The 14108-nt window shown below is 74.3% G+C and carries 11 protein-coding genes; 2 read left to right on the top strand and 9 right to left on the bottom strand.

The window, feature by feature from the left end:
* Positions 1-11: 11 nt before the first annotated feature.
* A complete protein-coding gene (locus tag ACZ6Z8_RS22130; RefSeq protein ID WP_465611769.1) occupies positions 12-1046 on the bottom strand; it encodes an NAD-dependent epimerase/dehydratase family protein in 1035 nt (344 codons plus the stop codon).
* Between the two features lie 157 nt (positions 1047-1203).
* Here ACZ6Z8_RS22130 and ACZ6Z8_RS22125 point away from each other — a divergent pair, with 157 nt between their 5' ends.
* Complete coding sequence (locus ACZ6Z8_RS22125) at positions 1204-1821, top strand: dTDP-4-dehydrorhamnose 3,5-epimerase family protein (RefSeq protein ID WP_465611768.1); 618 nt, start codon at positions 1204-1206, stop codon at positions 1819-1821.
* Positions 1822-1935: 114 nt separating this feature from the next.
* Here ACZ6Z8_RS22125 and ACZ6Z8_RS22120 read toward each other — a convergent pair whose 3' ends face one another.
* The 8 genes from ACZ6Z8_RS22120 to ACZ6Z8_RS22085 form a co-directional block, all read right to left on the bottom strand.
* Positions 1936-3609, bottom strand: a complete 1674-nt coding sequence (locus ACZ6Z8_RS22120) for an FAD-dependent oxidoreductase (protein WP_465611767.1) — start codon at positions 3607-3609, stop codon at positions 1936-1938.
* Positions 3606-4583, bottom strand: a complete 978-nt coding sequence (gene rfbB, locus ACZ6Z8_RS22115; RefSeq protein WP_465611766.1) for a dTDP-glucose 4,6-dehydratase — start codon at positions 4581-4583, stop codon at positions 3606-3608. Before rfbB ends, ACZ6Z8_RS22120 begins: the two co-directional genes overlap by 4 nt.
* Positions 4584-4625: 42 nt before the next feature.
* Positions 4626-5528, bottom strand: a complete 903-nt coding sequence (gene rfbA, locus ACZ6Z8_RS22110) for a glucose-1-phosphate thymidylyltransferase RfbA (protein WP_465611765.1) — start codon at positions 5526-5528, stop codon at positions 4626-4628.
* A 68-nt stretch (positions 5529-5596) separates the two neighbouring features.
* The gene (locus ACZ6Z8_RS22105) at positions 5597-6811 is read right to left on the bottom strand and encodes a nucleotide disphospho-sugar-binding domain-containing protein (RefSeq protein ID WP_465611764.1); all 1215 of its coding nucleotides are present in this window, start codon (positions 6809-6811) and stop codon (positions 5597-5599) included.
* A gap of 182 nt (positions 6812-6993) precedes the next feature.
* The gene (locus tag ACZ6Z8_RS22100) at positions 6994-7764 is read right to left on the bottom strand and encodes an alpha/beta fold hydrolase (protein ID WP_465611763.1); all 771 of its coding nucleotides are present in this window, start codon (positions 7762-7764) and stop codon (positions 6994-6996) included.
* A gap of 12 nt (positions 7765-7776) precedes the next feature.
* The gene (locus ACZ6Z8_RS22095; RefSeq protein WP_465611762.1) at positions 7777-10929 is read right to left on the bottom strand and encodes a non-ribosomal peptide synthetase; all 3153 of its coding nucleotides are present in this window, start codon (positions 10927-10929) and stop codon (positions 7777-7779) included.
* Positions 10913-11362: a nuclear transport factor 2 family protein gene (locus tag ACZ6Z8_RS22090; RefSeq protein WP_465611761.1), complete on the bottom strand. Its 450-nt coding sequence runs from the start codon at positions 11360-11362 to the stop codon at positions 10913-10915. Before ACZ6Z8_RS22090 ends, ACZ6Z8_RS22095 begins: the two co-directional genes overlap by 17 nt.
* A gap of 26 nt (positions 11363-11388) precedes the next feature.
* Entirely contained in the window at positions 11389-12429 is a 1041-nt protein-coding gene (locus tag ACZ6Z8_RS22085; RefSeq protein WP_465611760.1) for a methyltransferase, read from the bottom strand.
* Between the two features lie 242 nt (positions 12430-12671).
* Here ACZ6Z8_RS22085 and ACZ6Z8_RS22080 point away from each other — a divergent pair, with 242 nt between their 5' ends.
* A complete protein-coding gene (locus ACZ6Z8_RS22080) occupies positions 12672-14087 on the top strand; it encodes a multicopper oxidase family protein (protein WP_465611759.1) in 1416 nt (471 codons plus the stop codon).
* The last annotated feature ends 21 nt before the right edge of the window (positions 14088-14108 follow it).

Below are 14108 nucleotides of genomic sequence, written 5' to 3'. Positions count from 1 at the left end.
GCTGGCCTTGCTCAACGGGATGGTCCCGGGCTCGGTTCGACAATCACTTGAGCTCGGATGGACGCGTCCGGTTCCGGCGGCGGCGGTACGGCCGCGGCCAGCAGGTCGCGCAGCGACTGGTCGAGCGGGCAGCGCGGCAGCCAGCCCAGCAGCCGGCGCGCCCGGGTGATGTCGACGTGCTGCCACTCGGCGCCCGGCCGCCCGTCCGCGGCCTCGTACTCCTCGACCACCGAGCCGTCCAGGCCGCTCAGGGCGATCAGCCGGTCCACCAACTGCCGTACGCTGACCGCGTTCCCGCTGCCGATGTTGACGACGCGCTGGTGCGGGGCGGCGGCGTCCAGGGGTGCCGTGACGGCGGCGACCACCGCCCGGCCCACGTCGCGCACGTCGACGAAGTCCCGGTGGGCGCGCAGCGGGGACAGCCGCAGCGGCGCCGCGGCGGCGCCGCCGCCGGGGTGGCGGGCGACGGCCGCCAGGTGCGTCGCGATCATGCCCAGCAGGCTGGCGCGCGGCGCGTGGGGCCCGCAGACGTTGGAGATGCGCAGCACGACCGCGTCCAGCTCCCGTTCCCGGACGGCGTCGAGGACGGCCCGGGTGGCCAGCAGCTTGGAGTGCCCGTAGCGGCCGGCCGGCCGGGTGGGGTGGTCCTCGGCGAGGGCGGTGCCGGGGGCGCCGACGCCGTACTCGTGGACCGAGCCCAGGTGGACCAGCCGCGGCGGGCGCTCCAGCGTCGACAGCGCGTCCACCACTCTTCCGGTCAACTCCACGTTGCTGCTGGTGAGTTGGTCGTCGGTCACGCCCCAGACCGCGCCCGCGGCGTTGACCACCACGTCCGCCGCGCGCTCGCGCAGCAGAGCGGCCACCTGCCGGCGCGAGGCGCGGCTCAGGTCCAGGCGCACGGTCGGCGCCGCGGCGCCGGGCGGCGCCTCGGAACGGGCGACCCCCAGCACGTCGGCGCCCCCGCGCGCGAAGGCCTCGCACACGTGGCGGCCCACGAAGCCGCTGGATCCCAGCACCACGACCGAGAGCCGTTCGTCAAGCACCACTGCCTGCCCCTCCAGTGCGTCGGCCCTCGGCCGAAGACCCGTCTTCGTCCCCGAACGGGGGAATCGTCGCCGACCGGGCTTGAGAACGGATCGACCGTGGCGGCGCAGGCGGCGGCCGCTACCGGCATTCGAACGGGCCGGGCTACTGTCCCGCGCCATGGGTATTGATGAGATGGCCGTGCCTGATGCCTACCGATTGACTCCGCGTCTCATCCGTGACCAACGCGGCAGCTTCCACGAGTCCTACAGATACCGGGAACTCGCCCGCGCCACCGGCCACGTCTTCCGTCCGCTGCAGGTCAACTACTCCGTCTCGGTGCGCAACACGCTGCGCGGGCTCCACGGGGTGACCATTCCGCCGGGGCAGGCCAAGCTGGTCACCTGCGTGCGGGGCCGGCTGCTGGACGTCGTGGTGGACCTGCGCCTGGGCTCGCCCACGTTCGGCGTCCACGACACCACGCTGCTGTCGGCGGAGGAGGGCACCGGGGTGTACATCGCCGAGGGCCTGGCCCACGGCTTCGTGGCGCTCACCGACGACGCCTGCATCAGCTACCTGTGCTCGACCGAGTTCGTCCCCGGCACGCAGTTCGACGTCAACCCCTTCGACCCGGAGCTGGCGCTGCCGTGGGAGCGCGGACTCACCGGCAGGCCGCTGCTGTCGCAGAAGGACGAGCAGGCGCCCACCGTGGCCCAGGCCGCACGGCAGGGACTGCTCGCGGACTACGACGAGTGCCTGGCCCTGTACCGGCGCCTGCGCGCCGAGGCGCCCCGGTAGCGGGCACGGGCAGCGCCCGGGGCGGCGGGGCGCACCCGCGGCCGGCCGGGGACGCGCGGTGAACGGCCCCGGCCGGCCGGATGGGCCGCAGGGCCGGCCGGGGCGCGGACCGGATCAGTCGGCGCGGGACGGCACGGGGGCCGGGCGCAGCCCGAGGGCCGCCAGCGCGCCCCCGGGCGTCGCGGGCCCGGAGCCGGCCAGGGCACTGCCGCGCGCCGCGACGTAGCCGTCGGGCCGGATCAGCACCCAATTGCCGGGCGCGGCGCCCAGGTCGGTGCGCAGCCGGTCGCCGGGGTCCGGCAGGGCGCCGGGCCACTCCTGCCGCGGCCCGGCGCCCGGCCCCGGGCCGGAGAACACCGTGCGGACCCGCAGCACAGCGGCGTACCGCTCGGCCAGGGAGGGCAGGGCGGCCGCGTCCCGGTCGCCGGGGCGGGCGAACGCGAGCAGGGTCCAGCGGGGTTCGCGCAGCTGCGCCACCAGCTGCTGCCAGCCCGCCGAGCCCGCCAGGCGCTCGGCGGTGACCGTGGCCGCGCGTCCGCCGGTGGGCGGGCCCGCGGGGCAGGGCAGGGCCAGCGCCCGGCCGGCGTAGGAGAGGCCGAGCGCGGACATGCCGCCCATGATCTTGCGCTGGATCCTGGACTTGAGCGGGGTCACCGTGCGCACGATGCCGAAGGCCACCCGCAGGCCCGCGGCCGCGTACCGGCTGCGCAGCTGGACCAGGAGGGTGGCCATCCGGGTCGACTTGAGCAGCTCGGCGCCCACCGGGACGCGTTCGGCGCCGTAGCTGTCGAGCAGGGACTCCTGCGCGCAGCCGCCGATCACCGCGGCGAGCTTCCAGGCGAGGTTGACGGCGTCCTGGACGCCGGTGTTCATGCCCTGGCCGGAGGCGGGGCTGTGCACGTGGGCGGCGTCGCCGGCCACGAAGCAGCGGCCGGAGCGCATGGTGGGGATCATGCGCTGCTGGATGGTGAACACCGAGACCCAGCTGGGCGGTTGGACGTGGACCCGGCGTCCGCAGCCGGTCGTGATCTTCCGGGCGAAGCGCCGTGCCAGCGCCTCCTCGCTCTCGTAGGTGGTTTCGGCGGTGTCCAGCAGCCGCCACTTGCCGGGCTCGGGGAAGGGCACCATCATCACGGTGCCGGCCGAGGTGTGCATCCAGTGGATGCTGTCGCGGGGCAGGTCGCAGTCGATGACGGCGTCGGCGATCAGCCAGGTCTCGGTGCTGTCGCCGACCAGCTGCAGCCCCAGGCGGCGGCGCACGGTGCTGTGCCCGCCGTCGCAGCCCACCAGCCACTGGGCGGTGACCGTCTCGGTGCGGCCGTCGCCGTGGCGCAGGAGCGCGTCGACCCGGTCGCCGCGGTCCTCGAAGTCCTCCAGCCGCACGCCCCACTCGACCTGCACCCCGTGTCCGGCCGCGGCGGTGCGCAGCACCTCCTCGGTGATGGTCTGGTCGACCATCAGGGTGAAGGGGAAGCGGGTGGGCAGCCGGCTGTAGTCGGTGTCGAAGCGCACCAGCCGCCGGCCGCCCCGGTGCAGGGTGAAGTGCTCGACCCGCTGCCCGCGCGGCAGCAGCTCGTCCAGGACCCCCATCTGGTCGTAGGTCTCCAGGGTCCGGGCGTGGGTGGCCAGGGCCCGGCTGGTGGTGGCGGGGCCCCGGGCGGCGTCCACCAGGCGCACCGCGATGCCGTGCCGGGCCAGCTCGTGGGCGGCGCTCAGGCCGACCGGGCCGGCCCCCACGACCAGCACCTGCGGGCCGGCGTGCCCGGCGGCCGGGTCCGGGGCCGTCACCGCGCCGCCTCGCCGAGCAGCGGCTTCCACCAGCCGGGGTTGTCCCGGTACCAGGCCACCGTCGCCGCCAGGCCCTCCTCGAAGCCGATCCGCGGCGCGTAGCCGAGCTCGGTGCGGATCTTGCCGTCGTCCAGGGAGTAGCGCAGGTCGTGGCCCTTGCGGTCGGCGACCGGCTCGACCGCGCTCCAGTCCGCCTCGAACAGCTCCAGCAGCAGCTCGGTGAGCCGCCGGTTGGTCCGCTCGTGGCCGCCGCCGATGTTGTAGACCTCGCCGGCCCGGCCCCTGGTCAGCACCAGGTGCAGCGCCCGGCAGTGGTCGTCCACGTGCAGCCACTCCCGGACGTTGCCGCCGCTGCCGTACAGGGGCAGCCGGCGGCCCTGGAGCAGGTTGGTGGTGAAGCGCGGGATCAGCTTCTCCGGGTGCTGGTACGGCCCGTAGTTGTTGCAGCAGCGGGTGATCGACAGGTCCAGGCCGTGGGTGCGCCAGTAGGAGCGGGCGATCAGGTCGGAGGACGCCTTGGACGCCGCGTAGGGGGAGTTGGGCAGCAGCGGGCTGTGCTCCGTCCACGAGCCCTCGTCGATCGATCCGTACACCTCGTCGGTGGAGACGTGCACGACCCGCTGGACGCCGGTGCGCAGGCACGCCTCCAGCAGGGTCTGGGTCCCGGCGACGTTGGTGCGCACGAACTCCGCGGCGGAGTGCAGCGAGCGGTCGACGTGCGACTCGGCGGCGAAGTGCAGCACCGCGTCGTGCCCGGGCAGGACCTCCAGCAGCAGCGGCAGGTCGCAGATGTCCCCCTCCACCAGGGTCAGGCGGGGGTGGCCGAGCGGCAGGTTGGCCCGGTTGCCCGCGTAGGTGAGCTTGTCGACCACCGTGACGTGGGAGGCCTCCTCGCCGGGATAGCCGCCGTCGAGGAGCGTGCGCACGTAGTGGGAGCCGATGAACCCGGCCGCCCCGGTGACCAGGATTCTCATAACGTCCTGTCCTTCCACTGTCGTTCGAGGATTGGGTGTCCCTCACTTGGCCGCCAGGGCCTGTTCCAGCCGGGCTCCGGTCGACACCGCAGTGTCCATGACGTACTGGCCGTAGCCCGAACTGGCGAGCGCCTCGCCCAGCCGGTAGCAGGCGTCCACGTCGATGAAGCCCATCCGCAGCGCGACCTCCTCCAGGCAGGCGATGCGGATGCCCTGGCGGCGTTCGAGGGTCTGGATGTACTGGCCGGCGTCCATCAGCGAGTCGTGGGTGCCGGTGTCGAGCCAGGCGAAACCCCGGCCGAGTTCGACCAGTCGGGCCGTGCCCGCCTCCAGGTAGCGCCGGTTGACGTCGGTGATCTCCAGCTCGCCGCGGGCGGAGGGGCGCAGCTCGCGCGCGATGTCCACGACGTGGCGGTCGTAGAAGTACAGGCCGGTGACGGCCAGGTTCGACCGCGGGTTCCTGGGCTTCTCCTCGATGGAGACCAGGCGCCCGTAGGCGTCGACCTCGCCGATCCCGTAGCGCTGGGGGTCGGCCACCGGGTAGCCGAAGAGCACGCAGCCCTCGGCGATCGAGGTGTGCGGGCGCAGCAGTTCGGAGAACCGGTTCCCGTGGAAGATGTTGTCGCCCAGGATCAGGGCGCACGGCTCGCCGCCGATGAAGTCGGCGCCGAGCGTGAACGCCTCGGCGATGCCGCGCGGCTGGGCCTGCTCGGCGTAGCGCAGGTCCAGGCCCAGCGCCGAGCCGTCGCCCAGCAGCCGCTGGAACAGCGGCAGGTCGCGCGGCGCCGAGATGAGGAGGATCTCCCGGATGCCGGCCAGCATGAGCACCGACAGCGGGTAGTACACCATCGGCTTGTCGTAGACGGGCAGGAGTTGTTTGGAGACACCCTGGGTGATCGGGTGCAGCCGGCTTCCGCTTCCGCCGGCGAGGATGATGCCACGCATGGACAGCTGACTCCTTTGCGGGACCGATGCGATCCAGAGGTTTCGAAGCCTCCTCCGGGCGCATCGAATCAGCTCGGAGCTCCGGTGGAGTACGCGGCGGCCTCGCCGGCCAGCTGCTCGACGACGGTCGCGGGGGAGGGCATCGCGGCGATCTCGGCGGCGACCGCGGCCGCCCTCTCACGCGCGTGCGCGCCCTCGACCACCGCCGCCACCGCCGCCGTGACGGCCCCGGGCTCGACGGCCAGGTCGGTGCGGACCATCGCCCCCGCCCCGGAGCGCTCGATCTGCGCGCCCCACTGGCGGTGCATCGGGTGGTGGGCCAGGACCAGCTGGGGCACCCCCAGGGAGAGGGCGGTGGTGCCGGTGCCGGTGCCGCCGTGGTGGATCACCGCGTCGCAGGTCGGCAGCAGCACGTTGAGCGGGAAGTTCTCCACCAGGCGCACGCCGGGGGGCAGGCCGCGCAGGGAGGGGTGGGAGGCGTCCTTGACGGTGACCACCGCTTCGCAGCCGCGTTCGAGCAGGGCGTCGAGCAGCGTGCGCTGCAGGGTGCCGCTCCAGATCGAGGAGTCGCCGGAGACGGAGATCCCGGTGGTCAGGCACACCCGCGGCCCGGAGCGCTCCTGCCACAGCCAGTCCGGCACCACGCCCGGGCCGCTGTAGGGGGTGTAGCGCACGTCGACGCGCCGCACGGGCAGCGGCGAGCGCAGGCTCGGCGGGCTCGGGTCGATCCAGGTCGGGGCGGCGGTCAGCGGCTGCGCGCCGTACTTCTCGAACAGCGGGGCGAAGTACGGCAGGATGTGCTCGTCCGCGACGTCGAAGATCCCGTCGGAGGTCGCTCCCCAGATCTGCCCGTACGCGGGCACGCCCAGCACCGCCGCGGCGACCAGCCCGACCAGGGCACCGGTGTCGTGGACGACCAGCGAGGGGCGCCAGGCACGCGCCACCTCCACCGCGTCCTGCGCCATCCCCTCCGCCAGCGCGATCATCTTGCGCCCGCCGGCGATCAGCATCTCGCTCTCGGTGGGGGCGAAGTCGCCGCCGCCCTGCTCGGCCACCCGGCGGCCCACCTGGGCGAACAGGTCGGCCTTCACCTGCTCGGTGAGGGCGGCGATGCGCTGCTCGTCGCCGATCGCGACGGCCGGCAGGCCGGCCCGGGTGACCTGGTCGACACAGGTCGGCCGCGTGGCGACCAGCACCTCGTGCCCGCCGAGCTGGGCGGCCCAGGCCAGGGGGATCTGCCACTGGACGTGGGACGGCCCCTGCGCCACGAACAGAAAACGCATGACGGGTTCCTCCTGCGACGGTGGGCGGCGGCCGCTGCGGCGCCGCGAGGCGCCGATCGTGCCCCGTCCGGCTTGAGGGGCGCTGGAGGTCCGGCCGACCCGGGCGCGCGGGCACGCGAAGGGGCCGCCGCTTCGGGGGGAAACGGCGGCCCCTGGGGGGTGAAGGTCGTGGACCGGAGGTCCTAGCTGAGCGGGAAGACCCTCATCTGCTGCTCGTCCGTCAGGAAGTCCAGCAGCATCCGGTTCACCAGGTCGGGACGCTCCAGCGGCGCGACGTGGGAGGTGCCGGGCAGCACGGCGAGCTGCGAGTCCGGCAGGGCCCGGGCCATCGCGGCGCTGTGCTCCACCTCGACGCCGTCCCGGTCGCCCTGCATCACCAGCACCGGCACGGTGATCTTCGGCAGGTCCTCCAGCGTCAGCTGGGGCCCCTGGCGCCACATCCGGGTCAGCTTGTCCAGCACGACGGGGAAGTGCTCCGGCCCGTCCGGCGAGAGGATCTCGTACGGCGCGAAGAACATCTGGGTGAGGACCTGGACGCTCTCCTCGCTCCCGTCCACCAGCGCCTGGGTGTTCTGGGTGATGCCCTCGTCCGTCCCGGCACTGATCACGGCCAGCTTGGAGACCAGCTCCGGCCGGCGCAGGGCCAGGTGGAGGGCGACGATGCCGCCGTCGCTCCAGCCGACCACCCGGGCCGGGCCGATCCCGAGCTCCTCGATGAACGCGGCCATGTCGTCGGCCATCAGCTGGTAGGTGATGGGCCCTTCCACGTCCTGGGTGCGGCCGTGACCGCGCCGCTCCGGGACCAGCACCCGGTAGTGCTCGGACAGCGCGGGAAGCTGACCGCCCCAGCTCTCCGCCGTGACGGCGCCGCCGTGCAGGAGCACCAGGGGCTCGCCCTGGCCCTGGTCCTCGTAGTAGAGCCGTAAACCCCGCACGGTGATGTACGCACCCATCTCCGGCCTCCTTCAGTTCTGTGCTGTCGCCATGGCGAGCCCGTCAAGAGCCGCGACGTCAATCTTGCCGTTGGCTGTCACCGGAAACGTATCAACGACCGCCCAGCGCGTGGGAATTGCGAACGCCGGCAACTCCTCGGCGGCGAACTGCCGCAGCTCCGCGAGGTCGGGCACGTCCGGCCCCGGGACCACGGCGGCGAGGATCCGGCGGGCCCCGGCGCTGTCGCCGACGGCCACCACGACGGCGTCGCGGACCTTCGGGTGCGCCGCCAGCCGGGCCCGTACGGAGTCCAGCTCGACCCGGTAACCGCGGACCTTCACCTGCCGGTCACGGCGGCCGAGGAAGCGCAGCCGCCCCTCGCTGTCCCAGCGCACCACGTCACCGGTGCGGTACATCCGCCCGCCCTCCCCGTCGGGGACGAACGCCTGCCGGGTCTGCCGCTCGTCGCCGAGGTAGTCCGCGGCCAACCCGGCGCCCGCCGCGTACAGTTCGCCCACGCCCCCGGGGGGCACCGGTGCGCCGTCCCGGTCCAGGACCAGCAGCCGGGTGCCGGCCACCGGCCGCCCCACGGGCAGCGGCCCGTCCAGGGAGGCGACGTCGTCGACGTGGTGGACCGTGGTGAGCGAGGTGTTCTCGGTCGGACCGTAGCCGTTGGAGATCCGCAGCCCGGGAAAGCGTTCGAGCAGGGAGCGCACGTGCTCGACCGGGACGACGTCGCCGCCGGCCATCACCTGGCGGGCGGCGGCGAAGGCGCCCGGACGGTGCTCGGCGACCAGCCGGAACAGGCCCGCGGTGAGCCACATGACCGTCACGTCGTGCCGCACCAGGAACTCGGCGAGCTCGGCGGGGCCCACCGGGCCCTCCGGGTAGACCTCGATGGCGCTGCCCGCCGCGAGCGGCACGAACAGCTCCAGGGTCGAGGCGTCGAAGGACAGCGGGGCCAGCCGCAGGAACCGGTCCCGGGGCCCGCTGCGCCAGGCGGCCGGGTCCAGGGCCAGGCGCACCACCCCGCGGTGCGGGACCCGGACGGCCTTCGGGCGCCCGGTCGAGCCGGAGGTGAAGCTCAGGTAGGCGATCCGCTCCGGGTCCGCCGGCGCCGCCGCGACGGCCGGCACCCCCCGGCCCGCGGGGACGTCGGGGTCGACCAGCGCGCAGCCCGCCGGGGCCGCCCGCACCAGCCCCCGGGCCCGCTCGTCCGAACCGATCACCGCACGCGGCGAGAGCCGCTCCAGCAGGGAGGCGGTCACCGCCTGCGGGTAGGCGGGGCTCAGCGACACGAACGCCGCGCCCAGGCGCAGGGTGGCCAGCACCGCGACGACCTCGGCCACCGAGCGCGGCAGCGCCACCACCACGTGGTCGCCGGCCCCGACCCCGGCCGCCGCCAGGACGGCCGACTGGGCCTCGGCGGCGGCCAGCAGCTGGGCGTAGGTGAGGGAGGTACCGCTGTGGGGCTCCTCGACGGCCGTCAGCTCGGCGTGCTCGGCCGCGCTGCGCTCGAAGAGCTGCCACAGGCCCTGCCCGGTGTCCACCTCGGCGCCGGTGCCCAGCTCCCGGGCCCGCTCGCGCTGGCCCGGCGTCAGGCCGCGCACGGTGTGCAGCCGGGCGTCGGGGTCGGCGGCCAGCTCGGTGACGACCTGCTGGAAGGAGGCGGCCAGGTCCGCGGCGTCGACGGGGGAGAGCACCGAGGAGGCGTACTCCATGGCCATCCGCGGCCGCTCGCTCCACCGCTGGACGTAGAGCGAGACGTCCAGCGACGCCCCGCCGCAGTGGCCCTGGTGGGAGAGCAGTTCCAGCTCGCTGGTGCGCAGCCGGTGCGGGATGAAGTCGTGCTGACCGGAGAACGCCACCTGGACCAGCGGGACCCGGCTGTTCTCCGGCATCCCGCCCAGGCGCATCACCAGGTCCCCGAAGGGCACGTCCATCGCCGCGACCGCCTCGGCGAGCGACTTGGAGGTGGCGCGCAGGAACTCGGCCACCGACTGGCCGCCGTCCATGCGCACGCCCACCGGGATCAGGACCGCGCAGGGTCCCATGGTGGCGCGCACGCGCTGGTTCGACCTGCGCGCCGCGGCCGTGCCCATGATGAGCTCGCTCACGCCCGCCCGGCGCCCGAGCGTCAGCGCCCAGGCCGCGAACAGCGCCACGGTCTTGGTCACCCCGGCGTCCGCGGCCAGCTTCTCGCAGGCGTCCCGCTCGGCGTCGCTCAGGTCGAAGCTGAGCCGCACGCCGCGGAAGTCGAAGACGCCCGGCCGGGTGCGGTCGCTGGGGATCTCCAACACCTTGGGCAGGTCGGCGAGTTGCTCGACACGCCGGTCCAGCTGCTGCTGGAGCAGGTCGGCGCGCAGCCGCTCGGTCCGTTCCAGGACCAGGTCCGAGGACGGCGCCGGCCGCTCGTCGACCTCGCCGCCGGTGCGCAACCGGTCGTAGGTGTCGGCCAGTTCGCGCCACAGCATGCCGATGCCCCAGCCGTCGATCAGCGAGGCGTGGTGGACGAACGACAGCAGATGGCGGTCCGGGCCGAGCTCGGTGAGCACGAAGGTGTACCCGGGGCGGGTGAACGGCTCGATGAACTGCTCGCTGGTGGAGCCTAGTTGGTGCTGGACCGTCTCGACGGCGTCGGCGCCGCCGGGCGCCCGCACGCTCTGGCGCACCAGCGGCGGGCGCCACACCGGCAGGACGCGGCGCCGGAAGCCCCCCTCGACCGGGACGAAGACGGTGCGCAGGGCGTCGTGCCGGGCCACCACCCGGTGCAGCGCCCCGTGCAGGACGGGCGCGTCCAGCGGGCCGAGGAGCTCCAGGCTGAGCACCATGTGCAGGGAGGTCCCGCCGGTGTACTGCTGGGTCAGCAGCATGGTGTCCTGCCCGGGGAGCAGGGGGCGGGTCGCGCCGGCCGCGGGGGGCGCCGGGCGCTCCTCGGGCGCGGCGGCAGCGGCCGGGAGTGCCGCCGCCAGCACCGCGGCCAGCGGGGCCAGGCCGAGCAGCTCCCCGAGGTCCAGGGCGAGCCCGAGCCGGTCCTCGGCGGTGGCGACCAGGGCGGCGGCGCTCAGCGAGTCGCCGCCGAGCTCGATGAAGGAGTGCCCGGCGGCCCGCTCGTGGAAGGCGTCGTCGGCGCGCGAGCCGACCGCCTCACGGGCCAGGTCCAGCAGGTCAGGCGAGGTCGTCACGGGTCACCCTCCGGTCGAGGACGAGCAGCGAGCCGTCCTCGGCGCGCACCAGGCGGTCCTCGCAGACGGTGCTGCGGTGGATCTCGCTCGTGCCGCCGAGCCGGATCTGGATCACCAGCGCGTACGAGCGGGCGAACAGCTCGCCGTCGGGCGCCGCGGTGACGGTCAGCATCCCGAGCCAGTGCCGGTGCACCAGCCCGTCCGCGGCCAGCCGCTCGCCCGCGGCCCGGGCGGCCGCGGCGATCGCCTCCCGGCCCCGCACCGGCGCGGGCAGGCCGTTGGCGGCGAACACCCCGTCCGGGGTGAAGGTGGCGGCCCACTCCTCGCACGCGCGGCGGTCGAGGAGCTGCATCTGGTGGGCGTAGAACTGCTGGACCTCGGCGTGGATCCCGGTGTCGGTGGATGCGGCCTGCACGGCCGGTGAGCCGGTCACGGTTGACCTACCTTTCGATCGGGGGCTCAGGAGCGAACGGCCTCGACGACGTTGTCGTTCGGCAGATAGGGGACCTTGGTCACCCCGGTGACCCGCAGCCCGGCCTCGGCGCACAGCCGGGTGTACTCGGCCAGGGTGCGCTCGCCGTTGCTCGCCGACATCAGCTGCAGGTCGCTGAGCGCGGCGTAGGTGAAGGCCGAGGGGTCGTCGGCCGCTCCCGGCTCGGGCAGCAGGGTGGCGACGATCAGGACCTTCCCGTCCTCGGCCATCGCCTCGCGGCAGTTGCGCAGGATGCGCACGCAGTCGGCGTCGCCCCACTCGTGCAGGACGTTCTTCAGCAGGTAGGCGTCGCCCCCGGCCGGGACGGCGGTCAGGAAGTCGCCGGCCTCACCGGTGCACCGGTCGGCGACGCCCGCGCGCCGCACACAGGCCGCAAGGCCCTCCAGCGCCTCGGCGCTGTCGAAGACCACGCCCTCGGCCTGCGGGGCGGCGCCCAGCAGGACGGTCAGCAGGGAGCCGTCGCCACCGCCGACGTCGACGATCCGCCGGCTCGCGGCCCAGTCGTAGCCCATCTGCAGCAGCGGGGCCATCATGGCGGTGCCCCAGTGCATGCCGTGGTGGTAACTGCGGGCGAAGGCGGGGTCCTTGACGAAGTGGTCGAAGAAGCCCTCGCCGGTCACCTCGGTGAAGGCCGGCGCGCCGGTGCGGACCGAGGCCTCCAGCGCCCCGAAGGTCCGCCACATCAGCGGCTCGCCGAAGAAGGCCACCAGGCCCCGGGCCCCGGACTCGTCGCTCTCGCGCAGCTGCGCGCCGGCCTCGGTGAGGGCGAAGCGCCCGTCCTCGGTGTAGCGCAGCACCTCCAGCGCGACCAGGGCGCGCAGCAGGCGGTGCAGGTTGGTCTCGTCGGCGTCGAGCGCGGCCGCGAGCTCGGCGGCGGTGCGGGGCTCGTCGCCCACGGCGTCCGGCACGCCCAGACGCACCGCGGTGGTGTACGCCTGGAACGTGAGAACCCCGAAGATGAGCGGTGCGAACGCGATCGCCGCTCCGCCTGAGGGGGATTCGGGCATGCTTCCTCCGAAGGTCTGCGGGCTGGACGGGCCGGCCTCACGCCGTTGCTGCCCGGCCCGCGCAGCGACCACCCTGTACGGCCCGCTTCGCACGACGCTCAAGGACGGATCGGGGCCCCGCGGCCCGGCCCGTGCGGCGTTCGAGCCAAAGACCAACGCCGCCCCGGACACTGACGGGCCCGAACCGAACCGCCGGGGCCCGCGCCGAGCGCCGGCACCCGGCCGCAACGCGAGGAGTGCCCATGCTGTCCCGGCGAGTCCTGCTGAAGGCGGGTGCGGCCGCAGGCGTGGCGGGCGCGCTGTCCGCCGCCCGGCCGGCGCGTGCCTCCGCCGCCCCCGCGCCCGACCCCTTCGTGGTCCGGCTGCCGGTCCCGCCGGTGATCGAGCCGGTGCTGCGCACGGACGGCTTCGACCTCTACCGGATGACGCTGCGGGAGGCGGACACCCGGATCCTGCCGGGGGTCACGACCAGGGTGCGGACCTTCGACGGGCACTTCCCCGGCCCGACCGTGCGCGCCGTGCGCGGGCGGCCCGTCCTGATCCAGCAGGTGAACCGGCTCGACCACCCGGTGGCCGTCCACCTGCACGGCGGCCACGTGCCCCAGCCCAGCGACGGGCACCCGATGGACCTGATCGAACCGGGCGCCGCCCGCACGTACTACTACCCCAACGACCAGCCGGGGGCCACGCTCTGGTACCACGACCACGCCCACATGCTGGAGGCGGAGAACCTCTACCGGGGACTGTCCGGCACCTACCTGCTCACCGACGAGGAGGAGGAGCGCCTGCCGCTGCCCAAGGGCCGCTACGACATCCCGCTGATGTTGCGTGACGCGGCCCTGGCGGCCGACGGCTCGCTGGTCTACGACGTCCACGCGATGGCCGCGCGCGGGACGCTGATGGTCAACGGGGTGGCCAGGCCGTACCTGCCGGTCGCGGCGCGCAAGTACCGCCTGCGGCTGGTGAACTCCTCGAACGACCGGGTGCTCGCGCTGCGGCTGGCGGACGGCGCCGAGTTCACCCAGATCGCCTCCGACGGAGGGCTGCTGCCCGCCCCCGTGCGCACCACGGCGGTGGCGCTGTGGCCGGCCGAACGGGCCGAGATCGTGGTGGACTTCGGGACGCGCCGCCCCGGGCAGCAGGTCGTGCTGGAGAACCTGGCCCCGTACCCGGGCGAGAGCGCGCAGGTCATGCGGTTCGACGTGACGCATCGGGCACCCGACCCCAGCCGGGTCCCGGAGCGCCTGCGGGCGCTGCCCGAGCCGGGCCGCCCGCAGGTGGAGCGCACCTTCGCGATGACCTCGGACCTGCTCCACGACCGGTACCTGATCAACGGCAAGGAGTTCGACATGGACCGGATCGACATCACGCCCCGGCTCGGGGTGGACGAGGTCTGGACCGTGACGGTCCCCGCGGACGCCTACGCGATGGCCCACACCTTCCACACCCACCTGGCGCAGTTCCGGGTGCTGGACCGCAACGGGCAGCCGCCGGCGCCCGAGGAGGCGGGCCTGAAGGACACCGTCGGGATGATGCCGGGGGACACGGTGCGCCTGCGGGTCCGCTTCACCGACTACCCCGGGCGGTACGTCTACCACTGCCACATGATGGGGCACTCCTCGCTGGGCATGATGGGCCAGATGGAGATCGGCCGCTAGGCCGGACCGGGCCGCGCGTGC

Source organism: Kitasatospora sp. NPDC101108, from assembly GCF_055584725.1.
Note: the sequence above shows the minus strand (reverse complement) of the source record. Positions and strands in the feature narration are given on the sequence as shown.

Bases quoted from the DNA above. Each gene is read 5' to 3' on its own strand.
- ACZ6Z8_RS22125 (WP_465611768.1), top strand. From the start codon at position 1,204: ATGGGTATTGATGAGATGGCCGTGCCTGATGCCTACCGATTGACTCCG.
- rfbB (WP_465611766.1), bottom strand. From the start codon at position 4,583: ATGAGAATCCTGGTCACCGGGGCGGCCGGGTTCATCGGCTCCCACTAC.
- rfbA (WP_465611765.1), bottom strand. From the start codon at position 5,528: ATGCGTGGCATCATCCTCGCCGGCGGAAGCGGAAGCCGGCTGCACCCG.
- ACZ6Z8_RS22105 (WP_465611764.1), bottom strand. From the start codon at position 6,811: ATGCGTTTTCTGTTCGTGGCGCAGGGGCCGTCCCACGTCCAGTGGCAG.
- ACZ6Z8_RS22100 (WP_465611763.1), bottom strand. From the start codon at position 7,764: ATGGGTGCGTACATCACCGTGCGGGGTTTACGGCTCTACTACGAGGAC.
- ACZ6Z8_RS22085 (WP_465611760.1), bottom strand. From the start codon at position 12,429: ATGCCCGAATCCCCCTCAGGCGGAGCGGCGATCGCGTTCGCACCGCTC.
- ACZ6Z8_RS22080 (WP_465611759.1), top strand. From the start codon at position 12,672: ATGCTGTCCCGGCGAGTCCTGCTGAAGGCGGGTGCGGCCGCAGGCGTG.